Below are 21721 nucleotides of genomic sequence, written 5' to 3' on the forward strand. Positions count from 1 at the left end.
TTTGCGTGCTTCTGTTCAAACTCTTCCTCTTGGTTCAGACTGTGACGGGTTAAGATTTATGTGACCCGAATATCAGTTGCGCATAATGGTCGCGCGCATGAAAATCATCAACCGGCAAGGCCGGATACATGGTCAGTTCCTTCCGCGTCAGACACCGCGAATAATTGTAGCGGGAGACGAGGATCCGCCAGCGACTGCCGGGCCCCCAGGCTTCGCCCAGCGCCGTGAGTGCCTTCACGGGGACCGCCAGCTCGGCCGACCACCCTTTGTCCGGTATGCGCCAGTCGTTCAAGACTCCCTCCACATGGGTCTTAACTTTAAACCGGAAATTCTGGCAAAAATGGCTTGGCAGGCCGAGCCGCCCCCCGCCCGGAAAGAAAAACGAAGTCTGCCGGCCGGCCGGCGTGGCGTAGAGCTCCCAGTACCAGGTGTACTCCTCGGGCCACAGAAACACCTCTGCCGTATCGCCCAGGGAGTAATGGTGCAGGCCGTCACTGGCCCCCTCGGCCACCACGTCCGAATCCTGAAAATCAACCCCGATATAGAGATGCTGCCGGCTCCAGACGGCCTTTACCGTGCCGCGCTCCTGAACGGTCGCGCCCTGCTTGAGGCGGGGCAGGGATAAGGACAGCGGATAGGCCTGCGCGTCTTTCCAGACGGGATCACCTAACATTCCATCCAACCGCACGGGACGCTTGGCCTCAATGGCCACCAGTTTTGATTTCTTCAGGATGCTCATACGTGCTCCTTCGCCATGCGGGCCGCACCCAGAAGGGGATTGGCCTTGGTACGAACGAGCTTGGCGCCCAGGGCGTCCGACACGATCTTCCGCCAGAGCGGTTGCAGGCTTCCCCCGCCGGCGGCCAGTACTTCGCGTCCTTTTAGATCCAGATCCAGCCGCTTTACCAACTCCGCCATCCGGCGGCTGAGTCCCTCAAGAATGGAGCGCGCCAGATCGGCCCGGGTATGGTGGAGCCCGAGGTTCGCCCAGTCCCCCTGCCCTGAGGCCAGCGCCGCATCAAACACCAGCCCGTGACTCCCGGCGGGGGCCGCTTGCGCCTCACGGAAGAACCCTGCATCATCGTGACACCCGGCCAACACCGTCTCAGCCCAGTTCACCACATTGCCGCCACAGCTGTCCGCCGCCATGCGATAGAACCGACCGCCGGGATAAGGCCCCCGGATCGTGCCCACCCGCGGCGGCGGCATGCGCCGGCAACAGGCATAGGCCACCTGCGCCGTGCCCAGGGTGATCAGGAGGGACTCTTTGGTATCCAGGCGGGCGGCATAGCCCCCCGCCGTCTGATCGTTCCCGGCCAACACCACCGGAATGCCAGCCTTAAGCCCGAACCGGCTTGCCGCGGAGGCGGTCTGCGCGGCCACCTCTCCAATAGGGATCACCTTCGACATCTGTTGCTCGCGCAAGCCGCACCCGCGCAGGGCTTCAGGCCACCAGCCCTTCAGCGGCAGGGAATAGAGGCCACTCATGGCGGCCATATTATTATCGGTAACCGTCTCGCCGGTCAGCAACATCAACACATAGGAGGGCAAGGCGATAGGCCTCATTTTGGCGCCGGGCTGTAAATGCCGGATCTGACTGAGCTGATGGGAAGGCCCCAGATTCCCGAAACTGGTATGTTCCCCAAACTCCGGCAGCTTCTGTTTCAGCTCCTCACAGGCGGCGGTGGAACGACGGTCCTGCCAGGAGAAAAACGGCCCCTTTGCCCGTCCACGCTCATCCAAGACCGTGAAGGTCTGGGCCTGACTGGTAATGGCGATGGCTTGAATGTCATGCGTGGCCACCCGGGCTGAGGCCAAGGCACCCCGCAGCGCCGTCTCCACCACGGCGACATCGAGCTCAACCTGACCGCCCGCACCAAAACGATGGAGCAACCGATGCCCGCCGCCGCCGACCTCGCGCAGCCGACTGTCAAAAACCGCCGCCTTGAACGAGGTCGAACCCAAATCTATCGCCAGAATCATCGTCAGCCTTTCTCCGGCCGCACCGCGGCCACCCGTTCGCCCAACGCCAGAGCCGTCTTTACCAGAACGGATCCGGCCGCAGGATCGAACACAGCGCTGGTCGCCTCATAGCCACCTGCCGCCAGCACTTCCGGCGTCACAACGTACCCCCGTAACTCCCCATTCACAAGGCTAACCACAAACGTCTTTGTTTTAGCCGCGTGCTTAATGGCAAGGGCGTATTCCGTGAAACATTCGCCCGGGATGCCCACCACGTCGACCTCACCGATACGAATCAGCTGCACCTCAAGCGGGGCATATTCTGCCAGCGTGCGGGCGATATCCCCGGCGGCCTCCGACTTGGCCAGCGCCACGCCCCCTTCTGCACCGAAGATGGCGCACTCCGCGGTCCGGACTTCAGGGTGGGGCGCCCCTTCCGCCTTTAAGCGTGCAAATGTGGCCCGGTATTCATCCAACCGCGCCTGGGCGGCCTCCAGCGGCATGAGCGGACGGCGAGGCAAATCAACGGGCGTCAGAATGGCATCAAGCCGGGGTGAAGCAGACCAGGAGGATTCCGGGATGCCCGCCAGCGACGAGGCCGCCGCGACCCCCAGTTTGCGACCCAACCGCTCCGCTTCGGCAAACGTCTGACCCTTGACAAAATACCGGGGACTCTGGTTCCCGCACGGGGCCGTGTGATACAGCACCGTCACGCCGTCGCCAAACCGCTCGCGCAGATGCAGCCGGGTGTAATGAGGGAAATCGGAAGACACCAGCTTGGAGTCCTCATGAAGCACGGTCGGGTGCATGCCATAGATCAGGGACACCGCCAACATCGACTTGGTGTCCGCATTCCGTACGGCCAGAATGCCGCACTCCGGATCGGTCACGCCATCGGCCGAGAGGCGATTACCGCCCACCCCGCGGGCATCCGCACTGGTCCAGGACACCTCGGCAGGGACGGCGGCCGTGGCGGCGGCAAACGCGGCCTCAACCACCTCATCCCCCACTTGGGTGAGATAGTCCGGATCAGGCTTACGCCCCAGGATATCCTGCCCCTCCGACATCGGACCACGTGTCACCGGACCCGAATGGGTATGCGTGCAACTGATAAACACCCCTGACTCCGGAATTTTCAAGGCCTCGGCCACCCGTTTACGAATCAAGCGGGCCAACGGCGGGTCCAGAAAAAGCAAATCCAGGGCCACCAGTACCAACGTCTTTCCATTATTCTCCAGAAACAACGCCGAGGCCAGCAACGGATCATGGATGCCGGTGGATACCCGCGCCACATGAGGATAGCCATATAAGGCCATGGCTTTAGTGGGACTGATGTCTCGAACTGCCGCACCTGCTTGCAATGTCATAATCATTTCCTCTTAGAAAAATTGTGATGCCCCGCCTGAGTGATTTCCTGAACCCTGCTTCTGCAAGCCACATGTAATGTTTATTATCAACACGGTCAAACATAAAACAACAAAGCGGCTTAACTCTTTTTCGCCCTGGCCTTTTCTTCAAAGTCCCGGAGTTCCACCGGGGCGCCATTCTGCCGGCGCGACTGCTCGGCCGCGAAGGCCAGCAGGTGACTGTCGAGTGACATCTCCACCGAGGTCAGCATCGGGGACGCCCCGTTCGACTGGATGGCATCCACGAATCCGTCCATGATCATCCGGTCGCCCCCGGCATGACTCCCGCCCATGCCGGCCGGCGTAATCAGCGCTTCACGGAGCGGCTCAAAGGTGTAGGCCTTCACGACGCGCTCGGACAAGTCGAAATCAATCTCCCCGTTGGTCAGACTGATCTTCGTCAGCCGCCGCCCCTTGGCATTATGACCCACCATGGCGAACGAGACCGTGAGCCCGCCCTCAAATTCCACATTGACCGTCTGATGGTCCACCACATCGTTATCGCACCGGTAGACACACCGGCCAAACCGGTTGGTCTTCAACAGTTCCAGCAATTCATCCTTCCCCCGCACCACCCCCATCTGCCGGATATAGGCGGGATCCGTATCCTCATTGAAATAGAGCTTCAGGACATTATACGGGCATGTGGCGGCCGCAGGACAGCCATCCAGGCAGTGCCGGGGTGCCCCCTGGGGCGCATGTTCAGGCCGGAACCAGGTCAATGAGCCGAAGGAGGAGACCCGGACTGGCCGCCTCCCGGTCAAATAGCACATCAAATCCATATCATGACAGCATTTGGCCAGAATCATGGGGGTCAGGCGGCTGGAATTGAAAAATCCCCGTACATACGAGTGGGCATAGTGGTGGTACGAGAGGTTCTCGCTCATCTGAATGGCCACCGCCTCCCCGTACCGTCCGGAATCGATCAACTCCTTGATCGTGGCATACCCCGTGACGTAGCGCAATTGATGACACACCGCGAAGACCCGGTCGGATTTTCTGGCCGCATCCGTCACGGCCACCACTTCCTCCGCCGTCCTGCCCAGCGGTTTTTCAACCAGGACATGACAGCCCCGACCGATCGCCTGGACCACCGGATCCAGCCGCTGGTCCTCCACCGTGGCCACCACCACCGCCTCAATCTCCAGACCCGTGGCCGCGAAAAGCTCACCGGCACTCCGGAAACAGGCTAAGGCCGGGATTCCATGCTCTTGCGCAAAGGCCTTCCGCCGCGACTCATCCGGCTCCGCCACCGCCACAAACACCGCCCGGTGTGGCATCTTTTTGGCATACGCCCCAAAAATCCCCCGCCCGCGGTTTCCCGCCCCGATCAAGGCCATCCGTAAAGGTTTCGTCATATCATGCTCACTTTGTTCAGGCTTGATTAAGTGTTTTTCTGTGTACTGATTCTGTATCAATTAGAGACTTCTTCCCCCATTTTGTCAAACACCATTTATCCGCTTTATCAACTCCAGGGTCTTTGTTTTGGCCCTTTTGGCACTGGTTTCGACAGAGCGAAACCCTCCATTAAAAATTGAAATCATGAAAATATCAGGTGTTTTCAAAATGGAGGGATGCGCTCCGTCGCATCCGGGGAGCCGAAATAAGCCAAAAACAAAAGACTCTGGGCACGGCGGCTACTACAGCGATTCATCCTTTACACAGCTTTCACTGAATGTCATGTTTACGCAACACAGCACAGGATTAAACATGACACCACAAACCCGGCACTCACGAATAATGGACCTGCTCACCGCGCAGGGTGAAGCGCAGGTGGGCGAACTGGCCACCTCGCTCAAGGTCAGCGACATGACCATCCGGCGCGATCTGGACGCCCTCGCCCTGGCCGGGAAAGTGATCCGGACGCATGGCGGCGCGGCCTTGAACGGACGCGTCGTGTTTGACTTCCAATTCATGCAGCGCACGCAACAACACGAGGTTGCGAAGCGGCAGATCGCGGAGATGGCGGCCAGCCTGGTTCAGGACGGACAATCGGTGCTGCTGGACTCCGGAACGACCACCCTGGCGGTGGCCCATGCGCTCAAGTCCAAAAAGCGCCTGACGATCATCACCACCTCGCTCCCCATCGCCTCGGAACTCCAGAGCTGCGGGCATATTGACCTGATTCTGCTGGGCGGAGCCCTGCGGCGGGAAGCCCCCGACCTGATCGGCCCCCTCACCGAAAGCAACCTGGAACAGCTTAAGGCGGATATCACCTTCATCGGCGCCGACGCCGTGGATAGCCAGGGAAACTGCTACAATCAGTCCATGGCGGTCGCGCGGATGCTGGCCCGTATGGCCACCGCCGCGCGCGAGGTGTATGTGGTGGCGGACAGCCATAAAGTCGGCGAGACCGCCCTCTCCCGCTTCGGCACCCTGAAGGGCTGGAATGGCCTGATCACCGACCGTGCCCTCTCCTCCACCCAGGCGGCCGCGCTGAAACGGGCCGGCTGCACGGTCATCCAACCTCCCAAAGCCTTTTAACCACAACAAACGAAAGACACCTCCTTATGCGCAACCAAATTCGATTTTTATTCCCGGAGGGCAGACCGAAGGCCCTGACATTCAGCTATGATGACGGCAATATCGCCGATCGCCGCCTGGTCGAAGTGTTCAACAAATATAAGGTTAAAGGCACTTTTCACCTGAACAGCGGCACGCTGGGCCACAACGCCAATGTGCTGGCACCCGAGGAAGTGGCCGCGCTTTTTCAGGGGCATGAGATCTCCTGCCACAGCGTCACCCATCCCTTCCTGGAGCGGATCAGCCGGACGGAAGTGCTGAGGGAGATGCTCGATGACCGGCTGGCGCTGGAAAAAATCGCCGGATACCCGGTGCGCGGCATGTCCTATCCGTTCGGCACCTATAGCCGGGAAGTCATAGACATCCTGAAAAGCCTGGACATCGTCTATGCCCGAACCGTCCAGAGCACCGGACGGTTTACATTACCCGACCATTTCCTGGAATGGCACCCGACGTGTCATCATAAAGACAACTTACTGGACCAAGCGGCAAAATTCAAAGCCACCCCCTACCCCTTTTCGGTATTTTATGTATGGGGGCACAGTTATGAATTCAACCGGGACAACAACTGGGATCTGATAGAGACCTTTTGCGCCAAGATGGCTGACGACGACTCGATCTGGCACGCCACGAATATCGACATTTATGATTATGTGACCGCCCTGAAACGGCTGGAATTCTCCGCCGACAGTACGCTCGTCAAAAACCCGAATGGGATTCCCCTCTGGCTGAGCGTCAATGGCGCGACCGTCCAACTATTACCAGGGGAATTAAAGAACATCCGCTAGTAAGGAAGCCCGGACGCCGGGTCCGGCCTCCTTCCTGATTTGAAATGCACCTCGATAACTTTTCTATTTACACTCCGGCTCCTCAATGTTAGCTTCTCACACAGATTCACATATTCGAACATTTTGAAACTGACCGCCAAACACGACAACAAAGGAAACCGCATGAGCAAGACGACGAACAGTAACTGGGCACATGTTGATCTCACCAAGTATCCGAACATGAAGGTCCCCGCACCGGGCCCGGAATCCAAAAAATGGCACGAGCGGTGTACCAAGTATTTCAAGGGATTGAGCGGCCAGGTGAAGTTGTTCCCCGTGGCGTTCGAATCGGGCCACGGCTGCACCCTCAAGGATGTGGATGGCAACGAGTATATCGATTTCTCCTCCGGCATCTATGTCACCACGCTCGGGCATTGCCACCCCAAAGTCACCGAGGCCGTCCAAAAACACGCCGGCACGCTGATGAATGCGCATGACTTCACGACCCCGATCAAGGCGCAGCTGATGGAAAAGATGGCGGCCACCCTGCCGGGCGACTTGAAAGGCTTCCAGATCTATGACTGCGGTACCGCCGCGGTGGAGGCCGGGTTGCGCGTCTGCCGCGCCGCCACGGGCAAGACGGAACTGATCTCCGGCTTCGGCGACTTCCATGGCAAAACCTATGGCGCCGTGTCGCTGGCGGAGTTCCGGGACCCGGCCTATGGACCGGTGCGCGCCCCGGGGAGTCATCTGGTCCCCCGCCCGAATCCCTACCGCCCCATGTGGACCAAGGCGGACGGGACGATCGACACCGACAAATATATCGCCTTTTATGACGAATACATCGGCCGGGCCACGGTCAACAATGTGGCCGCCTTCGTTATGGAGCCGATCCAGGGTTGGGGCGGATCCATCATCCCCCCGGATGACTTCTTCCCGAAACTGCGCAAGTTCTGCGATGACCGCAAGATCCTGCTCATGGCGGATGAAGTCCTGACCAGCATGGGCCGTACCGGCAAATGGCTGGCCATGGAACATTGGGGCGTACTGCCGGATATCGTGACCCTCGGCAAGGGCTTCGGCAACGGCTTCCCCGTCACCGCCGTCGCGGTGCGCGAACCTTATAAGGAAGCCATTGAGAAGATTTCCGCCTCGTCCAGCTATGGGGGCAATCCCATGGCCTGTGCGGCCGCGCTGGCCTGCTTCGAGGTGATCGAGGAGGAGAATCTGCTGGCCCATGCCCTGCATCTTGAGGCGGTTGCGATGAAATACATGAAGCCCATGCTGGCACGCCACCCGATCGTCGGTGACGTCCGCGCCAAGGGGTGTCTCATGGGCATCGAACTGGTCAAGGACAAGGCGACCAAGGAGCCGCTGGATATCGCCGGCAAGATGGTTTACCAGAAGGCCTTCGCCAAGGGTCTGGCCTGGATCCCGGCCGGCCACATCCTGCGCATGAGCCCGCCCATCATCATGGAGGAAGAGGTCCTGCTGAAAGGGCTCCAGATGATCGAGGAAGCGATCGGCGAAACGGAAAAGGAACTCGGCTACGTCCGGTAACGCCTCAAAGGAGTACCTTATGAAGACCATTCACTTCGGCATCATCGGTTGCGGCCTCATGGGCCGCGAATTTGCCAGCGCGGCCGCGCGCTGGTGTCATTTGACCGACATCGATGTACGCCCCGAAATCGTCGCGATCTGCGATAAGAACAAGGCGATCTGCGACTGGTATACCGGGAATTTCCCGGCCATCAAGCAGGTGACGGATGACTACAAGGCGCTGCTGGCCAACCCGGCGGTTGAAGTGGTCTATATCGCCGTGCCCCACAACCTGCATCAGGAGATGTATTGCGCCGCCATCGAGGCGGGTAAACACGTCATGGGCGAAAAGCCGTTCGGGATCGATAAACCCGCCTGTGATGCCATTATGGCCAGCCTTAAACGCCATCCGGATGTGATGGCGCGCTGTTCATCGGAGTTCCCGTTCTTTCCCGCCATGCAGAAGATCAGCGAGCTGATCGAAGCCAAGGCGTTCGGACGGATCATTGAGGTTAACACCGGCTTCCTGCATTCAAGCGACATGGACGTCAACAAGGCGATCAACTGGAAGCGGATGATCCAGTTCAATGGCGAGTATGGCGTCATGGGTGATCTGGGCATGCATACCTGCCATGTCCCGTTCCGCGCCGGCTGGATGCCCCGCAATGTGCGGGCCATCCTCAGCGATATCGTCAAGGAACGGCCGGACGGCAAGGGCGGAAAAGTCCCCTGCCTGACATGGGACAATGCAACCCTATTCTGTGAAGTCACGGATCCCGTCACCAACGAGCCCTTTCCCTGGACCCTCAAAACCCAGCGGATTGCGCCCGGCCAGCGGGACAACTGGTATGTCGAAATCCTCGGAACGGAAACCTCCGTCCGCTGGTCAAGCGCTCACGCCGACACCCTGGAAATTCTTGAGTATACCGGCGGCGAGCAGGCCTGGAAACAGGTCCAGACCGGCCACGAGACGGCCTTCAAGACCATTACCGGCGAGATTTTCCAATTCGGGTTCCCGGACTCGATCCTGCAGATGTGGGCGGCATTCCTCTATGAACTCGCCCACGGGAAGCCGCTCAAGCGGTTTGCCGGCTGTGTGACCCCGGACGAAGCCGCCCTGAGCCACCGGCTCTTCACGGCCGCACTGGAATCGCAGAAGCACCAGACCACCGTCAAGGTGTAGCAAGAAAGTTGTAAGTTCCGCGTGAAAAGTTCAAAGTTAAACGGCTTTCAACTTTGAACCCGGAACTTTCAACTCGGAACTCGGAATTTTTTTATGAATGGTGACCGTACATTTGTGGGATTCGGCTTTGGGGCGATTCAGGGGGGGCTCTTCCTGTATGAGGCCTTCCGCTCGGGTAATTTCAACCGCCTGGTGGTCGCGGAGGTGATGCCCGACACCGTGAAGGCGTTGCGTGCCGCCGACGGCACCTACAGCGTCAACATTGCCACCCCCGGGGGCATCGAGATCCAGATGGTCCGGGGGATTGAAGTCTACAATCCCAACGAGCCGGCTGACCGCAGTCAACTGCTCAGCGCCCTGGCGGAAGCCGATGAAATTGCCACCGCGTTGCCCAGCGTGGAGTTCTTTGACCGGGGCGGGGACGCCTCCGTGGCCCGTCTGCTGGCGACCGCGTTCACTGACCGGAAAAAGCCCGGGGTCATCTACGCCGCGGAAAACCACAACCATGCCGCCGAACTTCTGGAGCAGGCCGTTCGCCGGCACCAGCCCGCCCTGACTGCCCCCGTGCAATTCCTGAATACCGTTATCGGGAAAATGAGCGGGATCGTCTCCGACCCTGGTGAAATTGCGGCCCAGGGGTTGGCCCCGATCACCCAAGGGTTGCCCCGTGCCCTGCTGGTGGAGGCCTTCAACCGTATCCTGATTACACAGATTACCCTGCCCGGCTTTCAGCGTGGGCTCACCGTTTTCGAGGAAAAACCGGATCTGATGCCTTTTGAGGAAGCCAAGCTCTACGGCCACAATGCCACGCATGCCTTACTCGGCTATCTGGCCTATCAAAAGGGCCTGCGCTTCATGTCGGAGATCGCGGCGGACCCGGAACTGATGGCGCTCGGGCGCGAGGCCTTCCTGCATGAATCCGGGGGGGCGCTGATCCATAAATATGGCGGCACCGACCCCTTGTTCACCCAGGCCGGCTTTCAGGCATATGTGGACGACCTGCTGGCACGGATGGTCAACCCCTACCTGCGGGATGCCGTGGAACGGGTCATCCGCGATCCCCGCCGCAAACTCGGCTGGCACGACCGGTTGATCGGCACCATGCGCCTCGCGCTGGAGGCGGGGATTACCCCTACCCGTTTTGCTCAAGGGGCTTCAGCCGCCGTTCGACTGCTGCGTGAAGAACAACCGGGCCTGGGACTCGACGCCCTCCTTGATCCGCTGTGGATCTCACCCGATGCCACCCCTGCCAGCACCGCTCAAATCAAAAAGCTGATCCACTAAACCGCCAACCGGTCCATTCGCACGATGACCGGCGAGCCCCAGCGCCGGGTCAGGCCGAGGCTGTGGCAGATGGCTTCCAACCCGGCGGACAGCCGTCGGCATTTCAGCATCCGGTGCAGAACCATCGGCAGGAAAAATTGAGGCACGCGCCGCCCCGGGACAAAGCCATGTTTCGCGAATTCGGCGGCCACCTCCGCATGACGGAACATCCGCCAGGCCCGGGTATTCCCTTCCAGTTTTTTCTTGGCGCCAAACAAGGCGGGCGCAATGGCATTCAACCCCTCACTGGTAGGATAATCCACGATCACCGAACGTTGCGCCACCCGGCATAACTCACGGATCAACTGGGGCCAGGCCGTGCAATGCGGCAAAAGCCGGAACGAGATCGCCACTTCAAACGACCGGTCAGGGAAAGGAAGCTCCACCAGATTTCCCACTACAAACCCACAACCGCCCTTTTCCACCAGATCCGCAACCCGGTGGCGACAGGAGTCATCACTCCCCACCACGGTCACCAGATAGCCGCGGCGACACAGCGGCCGGGCTAATTGCCCGTGCCCGCCCCCCACATCCAGGATCGTGGCCGCCGACTCCGGGGCCGGGAGCAGGGAAGCGGTCACCGTTTCCTGCACCTCCAGCATCCACTCCCCCGCCGGCCCGGCAAAGCGCGCCGCATATCCGTCCGAGGATGTCTCAATGTCTGCCGTCTCTGGTAATGTCGTCATATCCAATCAAGGTAGCATATTATGATTTGATCGCAACCCCGCACGGGACTAAACTTGGGGTATGGAAGAGGGGAGGTGGCCTATGCGAGAAGCGATGTTTTCCGAGCGCGAAGGCGATACCGATGTGCGTTGTGGTCTGTGCCGCTTCCATTGCCTGATCAAGGATGGAGCCAGGGGAATTTGCGGGGTTCGCGAAAACAGGGAAGGCACTCTGTACAGTCTGGTGTATGGGAAACTGTGCGCCGAGCATGTGGACCCCATCGAGAAGAAGCCGCTTTATCACGTTATGCCGGGGAGCGCCTCCTTCTCCATTGCCACGGCAGGCTGCAACTTCCACTGCCGGCATTGCCAGAATTACTCTATCTCCCAGGTTTCCCCTCATACCTCCATCAGGGGAGTGCCATGCACGCCCGGGGAGATTGTTGAACAGGCCAAGGCGACCCAGTGCCGGTCCATCTCCTACACCTATACCGAGCCGACGGTCTTTTATGAGTTCGCCTATGATACCGCCCGACTCGCCCGCAAGGCGGGTCTGAAGAATATCTTTGTCACCAATGGCTATATCAGTAAGGCGGCCCTGGCAAAAATCGCCCCCGTTCTGGATGCGGCCAATATTGACCTGAAGGGGTTTACCGAGGCGTTCTACCGGGACGTGGTCCATGCCCGTCTTTCCGAGGTGCTCGACTCCATCATTGAGTACCGCAAGCAGGGCATCTGGATCGAGCTTACCACGCTCATCATTCCCGGCCTGAATGATGACGATGCCGAGCTGCAGGGCATCGCGTCATTCATCATGACGCACCTGGGGGCCGATACGCCCTGGCATGTGAGCGCATTCTATCCGACCTTCCAATTGACCGACCGACCGCGGACGCCCGTGGCCACCCTGCAGAAGGCCCGCGATATCGGACTGGCCGCCGGACTGCACTATGTCTATGAAGGCAATGTGCCCGGCGCGGGAGGTGAAAACACCCGTTGCCCCGCCTGTTCGGCTTTATTGATCGAGCGCTATGGCTTCAGCATTATCACCAACCGGATCCACAAGGGCCTCTGTCCGGACTGCGGGACGGTGATTGCAGGGATTGAACTCTAAGAATGGTTTTGACGGCTCGTGCTTCGTAGCGAAGGAAGTTTTCGCTGACTTCGCAGAGTAGCAAGCAAAACCCTCCATTAATGAAAAGCCGAGGGCGTCGCCTTTATTTCCTCCTTTTCAGATCTCTTCCATCTGCATACAATCCCCGCCCAATTCAGGAGCTTAATAAATATGAAAATCTCAAATGGGGCGGGAATCGTTGCGAGCGTGTGTCTGTTAACGGCCTTGCTGGGCCTTGTCGGCTGTGACAATGGCGGCGGAGGCGGGGGGGGCGTGGGCGATATCGGGGCCAATAACCCCGATCTCTATGTCGCCCTGGGCGACAGTACCACGGACGGCAATAACGGAGGAGGCGCCCCCTACCCGCCCCGTCTGGCATCACTGACCGGGAAAGCCGTCGAAAACCATGCGCAACAAAACGAAAGCACCGGTGGTGGAGCTGGAAAAGTGGGCGGCATTCTGGCCTCCTCCAAACCCGCCGCCTGCTGTTTTATGCTGGGCGCCGTGGATGTGATCAACAATTACGGGCAGGCCAATGCCGTCAATAATCTGCGCTCCATTATTCAACAGTGCAAGGCCAACAAGACCGTACCCGTCATTGCCACACTGACGCCGATGCTCTACAGCCATGTCCGCTTTGATGGTGCCGTCAAGGCGCTGAACAGCGAAATCCGGAGCCTCGCCTCGTCCGAGGGCGCACGCCTCGTTGATCTGGAAAAGAAATTCGGCAGCGGCGAGGGGCTCATTCTGGAAGATGGCCTGCACCCCAATGAAGCGGGAAACCAATTGATGGCCGAGGCCTTTGCCGATGCCCTGTGATATCCCGGGGTTTATTGTCCGCAAAACCACGCCCGTGCCCGCGCTGCGTGGCACGGCCATCGAACTTGAGCATGAGCAGAGCGGCGCCCGGATCCTGCACCTGCACACGGAGGACACCGAAAACCTGTTCTCCATCAGCATCCCCACCCCGCCCCCGGATGACACCGGGGTGCCGCATATCCTGGAACATTCCGTCCTCGCCGGCTCCCTGAAGTTCCCCGTACGCGAGCCCTTTTTTGAAATGCTGAAATCCAGCATGGCCACCTTCATCAACGCCATGACGGGTCCCGACTGCACCTATTACCCCGTCTCCAGCAATGTGGAAAAGGATCTCTTCAACCTCGCCGAGGTTTATTTCGATGCCGTCTTCCACCCCCTGCTGACGGAAGGCACCTTTATGCGGGAAGGCCACCATCTTGCCCCCGCCAATCCGGAGGCACCGGCCGGAAAGCTCACCGTCAGCGGCATTGTTTACAACGAAATGAAGGGGGTGTTTTCGAGCCCCGAGAGCCTCTTATTCTACACCTGGCTCCCGAAACTCCTTCCCGACACGGCCTATGCCAGAAATTATGCCGGCCATCCGGACGCCATTCCCAATCTGACTTACGAGCAGTTCAAGCAGTTTTACGCGTCCCATTACCACCCCTCGAACGCCTTCTTCTATTTCTACGGGAATATCCCCACCGCCTCCTATCTTGCGTTCCTGGCCCCCCGGCTGGCCGGAATTCCCCGGCGCCCGACAGAACCCATTGCCGCCCGCCAGCCGCGCTGGGCTACCCCGGTCCGGTTCTCTGACACCTATCCTGCCGCCCAGGATGAGCCGTTGGACGACAAAACCTTTCTCTCCCTCACCTGGCTCACCGGCAATGCGCTGGACCCCGAACAGGCCGTCCTCCGGCACGTCCTCACCACCGTCCTCTTCGGCAATGAAGCAGCCCCCTTGAAAAAGGCGCTGGTGGACTCCCAACTCGGCCAGGACATCCTGGACTGCGGGGACATGGAGCTGGGCCCGGAAACCATCTTCAGCGTGGGGATCAAGGGCAGTAATCCGGATAAAGCCCAGGCGTTTGAGCAGCTGGTCCTTTCGTCCCTGAAAACCATTGCCAGCGAGGGGTTACCACGCGAACTGATTGAGGCCGCCTTCCAGCAGACGGCCTACCACTATCTGGAAATCATGCCCATGTTCCCGCTCCACACCATGAACCACGTCCTCAGCGCCTGGGTACATGGGGCCGATCCGCTCTCCTTCCTGGACATGAGCCGCCATCTCGACGCCTGCCGCCAGCGCTACGAGGCCGACCCTCGAGTCTTCTCCCGGCTGATCACGCAGAGTCTGGTTGAAAATACACACCGGCTCACCACGGTGCTGGCGCCGGACAAATCATGGCAGGCCAGAACCGATGCCGCGTTCACGTCACGGATGGAGTCCGAGCGCAGCCGCCGGACGGAGGCGGAATGCCTGGACATTGCCCAAAAATCCGCCGCTATTGATGCCGATGCCGGCACCGCCAACTCCCCTGAGAAGATCGCCCTGCTGCCCCAGCTCAAGGTTCACGATCTCCCCGCCAAACCAAGGCATATTCCCACGACATTCGAAAGACTTCAGACCACAGACCACAGACCGCAGACCTCGCCCGCAGGGACTCGGAACTCGGACCTCGCAACTCGGGACTCAGGTATCCCCGTCCTCCGTAATGATCTATTCACCAATGGCGTAAACTACCTGCGGTTCAGTCTCGATCTGGCCGGGTTACCCGAGGAACTCTGGTCGTTTCTCCCCCATTACTGCGAAGCCATTACCAAACTGGGCGCAGCCGGGATGAATTATGAGGCGATGGCCCGCCGGGTATCGGCCTCCACCGGCGGCTTCGCCTGTTCCCCTTCGTTCCAATCCCATGCCAGCATCACCGGAAAGCCGGTACTGACCATGCGTTTTGCCTGCAAGGCGCTGGATGCGCAAATTGACAAGGCGATGCAGGTGATTCACGACCTGATCTTCGCGGTCGACCCCCGGGATCCCGGCCGGCTCAGAGATGTGCTCATGCAGGCCCGTGCGGGCTATCGCAGTGATGTCATGGAGAATGGACACAGCTATGCCCAATCCCATGCCAGCCGGTACCTGACCGCTAACGGGTTGCTGGATGAACAATGCAATGGCATTCCCCAGGCCGCCCTCGCCGCCCGGCTCTGCGACCATTTTGATACCGAAGCGGAACCTCTGATGGAGCGTATTGAGCGCATCCGCGCCTTCATGCTGTCGCCCGACCGGCTGGCCATCAGCTTCACCGGCTCCGACCATGCCTACACCGCCATGACCTCCGCCTTCAGGAATTGGCTGCCCACCATGAAGGGCTCTCCTCTAACGTCTCACATCTCACCTCTCACGCCTCACCCTTCACCTCTCACACCTCACACCTCCCCACGCGAAGGCCTCGCGCTCCCCGTTCAAGTGGCGCATTGTGCGCAGGGAATGCTGGCACCGAAATTGGATGATCCCCGCGCCGCCGCCCTGGTCATTGCGACCCATCTGGCGCGGTTTGAATATTTCCTCCCCGAGATCCGGCTCAAGGGCAATGCCTATGGGGGCGGCATCTCCTACAATCCTGTCGCCGGGGTTCTCTTCATGACGTCTTTCAGGGACCCGCATATCACCCGGACACTGGACGTCTTCGCCAAGACCCCGGAGTTTGCGAAAACCGCAGCCTGGTCCCAGGCTGATATCGATCGCGCCATCATCGGCACCGCCAAAGGGGATGAGAAGCCCCTGCGTCCGGGCGAGGCGACGGGCGAGGCATTATCCCGCCACCTGCAAGGCGTCACCCCTGAATTACGGGAAGCCTTTTATGCGGCCCGCCTGGCGGTCAACCCCACGATGGCCCGCGCCGCCCTGCTGGAAACGCTGGAAGCCGGCCTCAAGGCCAGCCCTATCTGCGTCCTGAGCAGTCGCGAAAAACTGCTCGAAGCCAATCAAACGCTGGGCGGTAACGCCCTCTCGATTTCTGACGTGGTGCTGTAGGGGTGGGTACGCCTAACCCGCCCCTGTAACGACAAATATTTTGATATTTACAATAATTGTCGTTACACTCTGCACGCATCAATGCTTAAGAGGTTACAATGCCGGGAAAGCCATATCAGTCAAAACTTAAGGCTCACGATGAAGAGGTGATCGCTCTTCGCGATCAAGGCTTGAGTTACCGTCAGGTGGCCGAGCAGCTTAACCAGAAATATGGACTCACGATTTCGCACAATGCCGTCTTTTCTTTCGTCAAAACACGTCGTCCTGGCCGGAGGGGAAAGCGGTTGTTTTTTGAGGGCCTTTCTCCGGATATTCAAAGCGCCCTGCTCAAGCAGATTGCGGCCGTCTGGACCCACGATTCGACGGCTATCGAGGGTAATACACTCACCCTTGGCGAAACCGTCAAGGTACTGGAACTGGGCCTGACCATAAACGGGAAATCGCTCAGGGAGCATCAGGAGGTCTATGGGCATGCCCGGGCTATTGAGCTGATTTACCGGCTACTCCGTCAACCTAAGATAACCGAAAAGGATCTCTTCGACTTGCATCAGGCGATCATGGATAAGTCAGCGATGGATATCCTTAATCCCGTCGGCGGCTGGAAGCAAGATTTCAACGGCACAACCGGTGTGATTGAGGGGAAAAGCGTTTACATGGAATATGCCCCCCCCGCGGATGTTCCTCATTTGATGGAGCGTTGGCTGCATGATTTTAACAGCCGCCTGGATAAGGCCGTGAAGCCAGCTGAAGCCGTCACCCTGTATGCCCGAGCGCACATGGGCTTTGTCAGGATCCATCCTTTTTTTGACGGTAACGGGAGGATGGCAAGACTCATCTCCAACCTGCCCGTTCTTCGGGGCGGTTTCCCCCCCATCGTGATTACCCGTGAAAAACGGAGCGACTACATTGACCTGCTCTGGGAATATCAAAATGCGGTTGGGAGCATTAAACGCGGGTCACAACTCCTTCCCCGGCATCCGGCCATCGGCCGTTTTATCACTTTCATCAAAAATGAATGGCAACAAACCGCATCGCTGGTGGAAGACGCACGAAAGCGCGAGGCAACACGACCGCAAGGTAATAAAACCCTATGAAAACAGCCGCTTACATTTTGATCGCATTACTGGGGGGCTTGATGCTGGGAAGCTGGTCCATCAAGGCCGACCTGCGAAAAGCCACCAGCGAAATTGACTGCCTGAAAGTGCAGCTTGCCCAAAAGGGAGGCCAGCCCTCCAGCTTGAATGGCATTACCTCCATGCTCAATCTGCCGGAGGTCAAGCCGGAGCCCGCCCGAAGCAAACACACGCATCCTGTCCGCCCCGCCACGCCTCCTGCTAACGCCCCCGCCCTTTCCCCGGCCGGAAGCCCTCCCCCGTCTTCTGTCGCCACGTTCCCGGCCGGATCCGCCACCAACGCCCACGCCATGCAGACCCAATTGCAGACGGCCGCGGCGCTCTGGAAAGTCCGCGCCGACCTCGCTCAAAACAGTTATATCTCCAATGTCACCACCAACGAGGCCCAGGCCATGGACTTTGCCGTGAGCATGGCCGCCATGAATTTGAGGTTAAGTAACAGTATCCGCACCTGGGTGGATCAGATTAAAAAGGAGAAGACCCTCACCCCGGAGAAAAGCATCCTGATGTTCAACGACTTGAGTTCCACACTCGTCTGGGCCTATAAAGATCTCGACCGCACGCAGCCGGCGGATTGGCGCCAGAAGGCCGGACCGAAATTCCAAGTCCTTGATTTTATCAACCCCGAGGTCGCGCTTCCGCTCGTGGAAGCGGAAGGCCTGTTCACGCACGCCAACTCCTTAATGGGTGGCGATGAACTCCCGGACAGCCCTTGACGCCCCATGACAACGCCCCTGCATACGATCGGCCATGTGGCCTGGCACGAACTTGTGGATTCGGTCCGCAGCCGACGGGTGATCGTCATGGGCCTGCTCTACCTGGCGGGCTCCATCGTCGCGACCGCCATCTTCATCACCGTGCTCCAAAAGTTGGAGGGACAGTTGACCACCACCCTGGGCCTGGCCACTTCCGCCAAAACCGGTAGTGTCACAGCCACGCTCTGGAAATCGGATTCGTTCCGGCAGATGATGACCGCCCTGATTGGCGACAAGGCGCTGGCGAGGAGTCTGCTGGACATCCCGCCGCTGGCCCTGTTCTACGGCTGGCTTTCGTTTGCCTTCACTCCTGCTCTCGTGATGTTAACGTCATCGAGCCGTATTTCGGAAGAGATCTGGAGTGGTTCGGCACGATTTGTCCTCTTCCGGATTCCCCGGCTGCACTGGTGTTTCGGGAAATTCGCCGGCCAGGCCATCCAACTGGCCCTGGCATTGCTGCTCAGCGCCCTGGGCGCCTGGTTGACCGGCCTCTGCCGCATGACGGCCTTTGAACCGCTGGCCACGGCGCTGGCCATGCTCCTCTTTGCGGGCAAGGCCTGGCTCTATTCACTGGCCTTTCTGGGACTCGCGCTGGGTATTTCCCAACTCTGCGCAGGGCCCAACCTCGCGCTGGCCACGGGTTTTCTGGCCCTCATCGTCATGGCCATCCTGAGCGGTGTCTCCGATGCATTTGCCGGTGAGGGATGGCGGCGCCTCTGGGATCTTGTGAACGCCCTGACCCCCGGTGCCCACCGGCTGGACCTGTGGTGGGGCGATAGCGCCCACTCCATCCCCGCCACCGTTTTCCTCCTCACCCTCTGCTTCGTTTACCTGCTGGCCGGTTATGCCCGCTTTTCAAAGAGGGACCTATGACCACCGCCCTGGAGTTTCACAAGGTGGTTAAGCAGTATGGCCGCAACCGGGCTTTGGATGGCCTGGATCTCTGCGTCCCCCGGGGTTCGATCTTCGGGATGGTTGGGAGTAATGGAGCGGGGAAGACCACGGCCATGGCGTTGGCCACCGGGCTGCTTCAGTCTGATTCCGGCACCATTAATCTCCTGGGTGATGGTCCCTTCAACGCGGAGCGCCACGCCGGACGGGTGACCCTCCTGCCGCAGGACTCCCGCTTCCCGCCCCACGCCCGGGTCGCCGAACTCCTCCGCTACTACGGCCGTCTCCAGGGTTCAGGCGGGCTGGAGCTGGAAACCTCCATTAATACCCTGCTGGAGTGGGTACACCTGGCCGATCGCCGGCAATCGCCGGTTAGAACCCTTTCCCACGGCATGATCCGGCGCCTCGCCATTGCGCAGGCCTTTCTCGGGCAACCGGAACTCGTGCTTCTCGACGAACCGCTTAACGGCCTGGACCCGCTTGAGGCCGCCAGGGTCAGGACCCTGATCCGCGAACGACGCGGGAAGCAGGCCATTGTCGTCAGCTCCCACCATCTGGCGGATCTTGAGGCCGTCTGTGACACGGTGGCGTTCATTGAAAAAGGGCGACTCATCCGGCAGGACTCCCTGGCCGCCATCATTCAAAGCTGGCATCGCATCACCTATCTCCTGACTCAGCCGGGGCCGTCCAGTGACGCCTTATCCCAACTTGCCCCCGGGGTGGAATGGCAGCGGTCGAATGAGGGCCAAGAACTCACGGCTCTTTTCCCCCAGGATTACTCGCCGGAATCACTCAATGCCAAGGTCATCCCCTTACTCCTTGCGTCCGGGTGCGGCATTCTGGAAATCAAACGTGGTTCCGACCTCGAAACCGAATACCTGCGCATGCATAAAACTTTGTAACATACAGGTTCTTCTTCAACTCAGGCGCTGACAGGGGCAGCGCCCTCCATCTCATCAAAAGGGAGGGGTTCGCCCGTTCTGCCCTGCCCCTGAACCCCGAACCCTGACTCCTCTCCGGCTCATCCCGCAGACTTTACATTTGACAGAGTAGAGGGGGACGCCTATTTTATGCGGCCTATTTCTGAACAGTGAAGAGAAACGAAGGGATTGGTTTTATGGCGGATTATACAGCGTCTGATTTTCGTAAAGGGTTGCGCGTCGAACTGGATGGCGTGCCTTATTTGATTTCCGAATTCAACTTCGTGAAACCTGGCAAAGGCGCCGCCATTTACACCTGCCGGCTCAAGAGCCTCATCGACGGCGGCACCTTCGTCCGCGCCTTCCGCTCGAACGATGTCCTGAAGAAGCCCGATCTGGAAGAGCGCACCATGCGTTACTCCCATAACGAAACCGATCACTACATTTTCATGGACGAGAACTACGAGCAGTTCACGCTCACGGCCGACGTGCTGGGGAACAACCGGTTTTTCCTCTACGACGACTGCGAAGTCCGCGTCCTGTACCACAACGGCCGCGCCGTGGACGTCACGCTGCCGACCTTCATTGAAAAAGAGATCATCGACACCGATCCCGGTGCCCGCGGCAACACGGCGACCAATGTCCTGAAGCCGGCCAAAATCAATGGCGGTTTTGAAATCCAGGTTCCGCTGTTCGTCAACCAGGGCGACATCATCAAAATCGACACCCGCACCGGCGAGTACGCCGACCGCGTGTTGAAGAAATAAGGAATCGCGGGATCATGGCATCCCCGTCTTCTTATCATGATCAAGGCCGGCTGCAGTCCCTGCAACCGGCCTTGATTTTTCGCAGCCGGGTGCTGTCGGCGATCCGCAAATGGTTTGAAGCGGCGGGCTTCACCGAAGTAGACACGCCGGTCCGCATTCCGGTTCCCGCGCTGGAACTGCATATTGATGCCGAGCCGTCCGGCGCAGGATTCCTCCGCACCTCGCCGGAATTGCACATGAAGCGGCTCCTGGCAGCCGGGTATGACACACTCTTCCAGATCGGACCCTGTTTCCGCAAAGGGGAGTGGGGCCGGCTGCACCATCCGGAATACACCATGCTGGAATGGTACCGGGCCAACGCCGATTATCTGGACATTCTTCACGATACCGAAAGCCTGTTAACGCAGGTCAGCCGTTCCGTCTGTCCCGGCCGGCTTCCCGCGCCCCCCTGGCCGCGCTTTACCGTAGAGGAGCTTTACATCAAACATGCAGGGTGGAACCCGGTCACCGCCTATGATGCTGAACGATTTGAACACGATCTTGTGGCCATGATCGAACCGGCCTTGCCCCGGGATACCCCGGCCTTTGTCATGGACTACCCCGCCGCCGCTGCGGCGCTTTCCCGGCGCAAACCCGGCCATGAGTCCGTGGCAGAACGATTCGAGCTGTATATCAACGGTGTTGAAATCACCAATGCCTTCAGCGAATTGACGGACCCGGCCGAACAGCGTCGCCGGTTCGAGCAATGCGCCAAGGACCGGGCCGCCATGGGGGCCCCGGCTTACCCCTTGGACGAGGCCTTTCTGGCCGCCTTGGAGCTGGGGATGCCGCCTGCTGGCGGGATTGCGATGGGGATCGACCGGTTGGTCATGGTCCTCTTGGGGGCCACCTCGTTGGACGAGGTCATCGCCTTCCGCGAGAATGTAAGAGGTTAGACG

The 21721-nt window shown here is 59.5% G+C and carries 19 protein-coding genes; 14 read left to right on the forward strand and 5 right to left on the reverse strand.

Annotated elements, in window-relative coordinates; all coding sequences use genetic code 11:
- Positions 1-49 precede the first annotated feature (49 nt).
- The 4 genes from WCS52_14490 to WCS52_14505 form a co-directional block, all read right to left on the reverse strand.
- Positions 50-739 carry a carbohydrate-binding family 9-like protein gene (locus tag WCS52_14490; protein MEI6168387.1) on the reverse strand — a complete coding sequence of 230 codons (690 nt, stop codon included), beginning with the start codon at positions 737-739 and terminating at the stop codon, positions 50-52.
- Entirely contained in the window at positions 736-1983 is a 1248-nt protein-coding gene (locus tag WCS52_14495) for an FGGY-family carbohydrate kinase (GenBank protein ID MEI6168388.1), read from the reverse strand. The genes WCS52_14490 and WCS52_14495 overlap by 4 nt, the downstream gene beginning before the upstream one ends.
- 2 nt (positions 1984-1985) lie before the next feature.
- Positions 1986-3329, reverse strand: a complete 1344-nt coding sequence (locus WCS52_14500) for a neutral/alkaline non-lysosomal ceramidase N-terminal domain-containing protein (protein ID MEI6168389.1) — start codon at positions 3327-3329, stop codon at positions 1986-1988.
- A gap of 119 nt (positions 3330-3448) precedes the next feature.
- Positions 3449-4726, reverse strand: coding sequence for a Gfo/Idh/MocA family oxidoreductase (locus tag WCS52_14505; GenBank protein MEI6168390.1), 1278 nt, complete (start codon positions 4724-4726; stop codon positions 3449-3451).
- Positions 4727-5078: 352 nt separating this feature from the next.
- Here WCS52_14505 and WCS52_14510 point away from each other — a divergent pair, with 352 nt between their 5' ends.
- From WCS52_14510 to WCS52_14530, 5 genes are all read left to right on the forward strand, one after another.
- Positions 5079-5852: a DeoR/GlpR family DNA-binding transcription regulator gene (locus tag WCS52_14510; GenBank protein MEI6168391.1), complete on the forward strand. Its 774-nt coding sequence runs from the start codon at positions 5079-5081 to the stop codon at positions 5850-5852.
- Positions 5853-5878: 26 nt separating this feature from the next.
- A complete protein-coding gene (locus WCS52_14515) occupies positions 5879-6679 on the forward strand; it encodes a polysaccharide deacetylase family protein (protein MEI6168392.1) in 801 nt (266 codons plus the stop codon).
- Positions 6680-6841: 162 nt separating this feature from the next.
- A complete protein-coding gene (locus WCS52_14520; GenBank protein MEI6168393.1) occupies positions 6842-8218 on the forward strand; it encodes an aspartate aminotransferase family protein in 1377 nt (458 codons plus the stop codon).
- 19 nt (positions 8219-8237) lie between these two features.
- Positions 8238-9380 (forward strand): Gfo/Idh/MocA family oxidoreductase, encoded by a 1143-nt coding sequence (locus WCS52_14525; protein MEI6168394.1) that lies wholly within the window; start codon positions 8238-8240, stop codon positions 9378-9380.
- A gap of 93 nt (positions 9381-9473) precedes the next feature.
- Positions 9474-10664: a hypothetical protein gene (locus WCS52_14530; GenBank protein MEI6168395.1), complete on the forward strand. Its 1191-nt coding sequence runs from the start codon at positions 9474-9476 to the stop codon at positions 10662-10664.
- Here the strand turns inward: WCS52_14530 and WCS52_14535 are convergent.
- Positions 10661-11389, reverse strand: a complete 729-nt coding sequence (locus WCS52_14535) for a class I SAM-dependent methyltransferase (GenBank protein ID MEI6168396.1) — start codon at positions 11387-11389, stop codon at positions 10661-10663. The genes WCS52_14530 and WCS52_14535 overlap by 4 nt on opposite strands.
- A gap of 82 nt (positions 11390-11471) precedes the next feature.
- On the opposite strand from WCS52_14535, the gene amrS reads away from it, so the two are divergent.
- The 9 genes from amrS to epmA all read left to right on the forward strand — a co-directional run bounded on the left by amrS (position 11472) and on the right by epmA (position 21718).
- The gene (amrS, locus tag WCS52_14540) at positions 11472-12482 is read left to right on the forward strand and encodes an AmmeMemoRadiSam system radical SAM enzyme (GenBank protein MEI6168397.1); all 1011 of its coding nucleotides are present in this window, start codon (positions 11472-11474) and stop codon (positions 12480-12482) included.
- A 171-nt stretch (positions 12483-12653) separates the two neighbouring features.
- Positions 12654-13301, forward strand: a complete 648-nt coding sequence (locus WCS52_14545) for a GDSL-type esterase/lipase family protein (protein MEI6168398.1) — start codon at positions 12654-12656, stop codon at positions 13299-13301.
- Entirely contained in the window at positions 13291-16317 is a 3027-nt protein-coding gene (locus WCS52_14550) for an insulinase family protein (GenBank protein MEI6168399.1), read from the forward strand. The genes WCS52_14545 and WCS52_14550 overlap by 11 nt, the downstream gene beginning before the upstream one ends.
- Positions 16318-16415: 98 nt before the next feature.
- Positions 16416-17411, forward strand: coding sequence for a Fic family protein (locus WCS52_14555; GenBank protein ID MEI6168400.1), 996 nt, complete (start codon positions 16416-16418; stop codon positions 17409-17411).
- Positions 17408-18166: a hypothetical protein gene (locus WCS52_14560; GenBank protein MEI6168401.1), complete on the forward strand. Its 759-nt coding sequence runs from the start codon at positions 17408-17410 to the stop codon at positions 18164-18166. The genes WCS52_14555 and WCS52_14560 overlap by 4 nt, the downstream gene beginning before the upstream one ends.
- Positions 18167-18172: 6 nt before the next feature.
- Positions 18173-19078, forward strand: a complete 906-nt coding sequence (locus WCS52_14565) for an ABC transporter permease subunit (protein MEI6168402.1) — start codon at positions 18173-18175, stop codon at positions 19076-19078.
- Complete coding sequence (locus WCS52_14570) at positions 19075-19998, forward strand: ABC transporter ATP-binding protein (GenBank protein ID MEI6168403.1); 924 nt, start codon at positions 19075-19077, stop codon at positions 19996-19998. Before WCS52_14565 ends, WCS52_14570 begins: the two co-directional genes overlap by 4 nt.
- 215 nt (positions 19999-20213) lie before the next feature.
- Entirely contained in the window at positions 20214-20783 is a 570-nt protein-coding gene (gene efp, locus WCS52_14575; protein MEI6168404.1) for an elongation factor P, read from the forward strand.
- Positions 20784-20797: 14 nt separating this feature from the next.
- Positions 20798-21718: an EF-P lysine aminoacylase EpmA gene (gene epmA, locus WCS52_14580; protein ID MEI6168405.1), complete on the forward strand. Its 921-nt coding sequence runs from the start codon at positions 20798-20800 to the stop codon at positions 21716-21718.
- The last annotated feature ends 3 nt before the right edge of the window (positions 21719-21721 follow it).

The sequence above is a fragment of the bacterium genome, from assembly GCA_037128595.1.
Classification (GTDB): domain Bacteria; phylum Verrucomicrobiota; class Kiritimatiellia; order CAIKKV01; family CAITUY01; genus JAABPW01.

Bases quoted from the DNA above. Each gene is read 5' to 3' on its own strand.
- WCS52_14555 (MEI6168400.1), top strand. From the start codon at position 16,416: ATGCCGGGAAAGCCATATCAGTCAAAACTTAAGGCTCACGATGAAGAG.
- WCS52_14520 (MEI6168393.1), top strand. From the start codon at position 6,842: ATGAGCAAGACGACGAACAGTAACTGGGCACATGTTGATCTCACCAAG.
- amrS (MEI6168397.1), top strand. From the start codon at position 11,472: ATGCGAGAAGCGATGTTTTCCGAGCGCGAAGGCGATACCGATGTGCGT.
- WCS52_14560 (MEI6168401.1), top strand. From the start codon at position 17,408: ATGAAAACAGCCGCTTACATTTTGATCGCATTACTGGGGGGCTTGATG.
- WCS52_14505 (MEI6168390.1), bottom strand. From the start codon at position 4,726: ATGACGAAACCTTTACGGATGGCCTTGATCGGGGCGGGAAACCGCGGG.
- WCS52_14525 (MEI6168394.1), top strand. From the start codon at position 8,238: ATGAAGACCATTCACTTCGGCATCATCGGTTGCGGCCTCATGGGCCGC.
- WCS52_14510 (MEI6168391.1), top strand. From the start codon at position 5,079: ATGACACCACAAACCCGGCACTCACGAATAATGGACCTGCTCACCGCG.
- efp (MEI6168404.1), top strand. From the start codon at position 20,214: ATGGCGGATTATACAGCGTCTGATTTTCGTAAAGGGTTGCGCGTCGAA.
- WCS52_14545 (MEI6168398.1), top strand. From the start codon at position 12,654: ATGAAAATCTCAAATGGGGCGGGAATCGTTGCGAGCGTGTGTCTGTTA.
- epmA (MEI6168405.1), top strand. From the start codon at position 20,798: ATGGCATCCCCGTCTTCTTATCATGATCAAGGCCGGCTGCAGTCCCTG.
- WCS52_14550 (MEI6168399.1), top strand. From the start codon at position 13,291: ATGCCCTGTGATATCCCGGGGTTTATTGTCCGCAAAACCACGCCCGTG.
- WCS52_14495 (MEI6168388.1), bottom strand. From the start codon at position 1,983: ATGATTCTGGCGATAGATTTGGGTTCGACCTCGTTCAAGGCGGCGGTT.
- WCS52_14565 (MEI6168402.1), top strand. From the start codon at position 18,173: ATGACAACGCCCCTGCATACGATCGGCCATGTGGCCTGGCACGAACTT.
- WCS52_14515 (MEI6168392.1), top strand. From the start codon at position 5,879: ATGCGCAACCAAATTCGATTTTTATTCCCGGAGGGCAGACCGAAGGCC.
- WCS52_14535 (MEI6168396.1), bottom strand. From the start codon at position 11,389: ATGACGACATTACCAGAGACGGCAGACATTGAGACATCCTCGGACGGA.
- WCS52_14530 (MEI6168395.1), top strand. From the start codon at position 9,474: ATGAATGGTGACCGTACATTTGTGGGATTCGGCTTTGGGGCGATTCAG.
- WCS52_14570 (MEI6168403.1), top strand. From the start codon at position 19,075: ATGACCACCGCCCTGGAGTTTCACAAGGTGGTTAAGCAGTATGGCCGC.
- WCS52_14490 (MEI6168387.1), bottom strand. From the start codon at position 739: ATGAGCATCCTGAAGAAATCAAAACTGGTGGCCATTGAGGCCAAGCGT.
- WCS52_14500 (MEI6168389.1), bottom strand. From the start codon at position 3,329: ATGACATTGCAAGCAGGTGCGGCAGTTCGAGACATCAGTCCCACTAAA.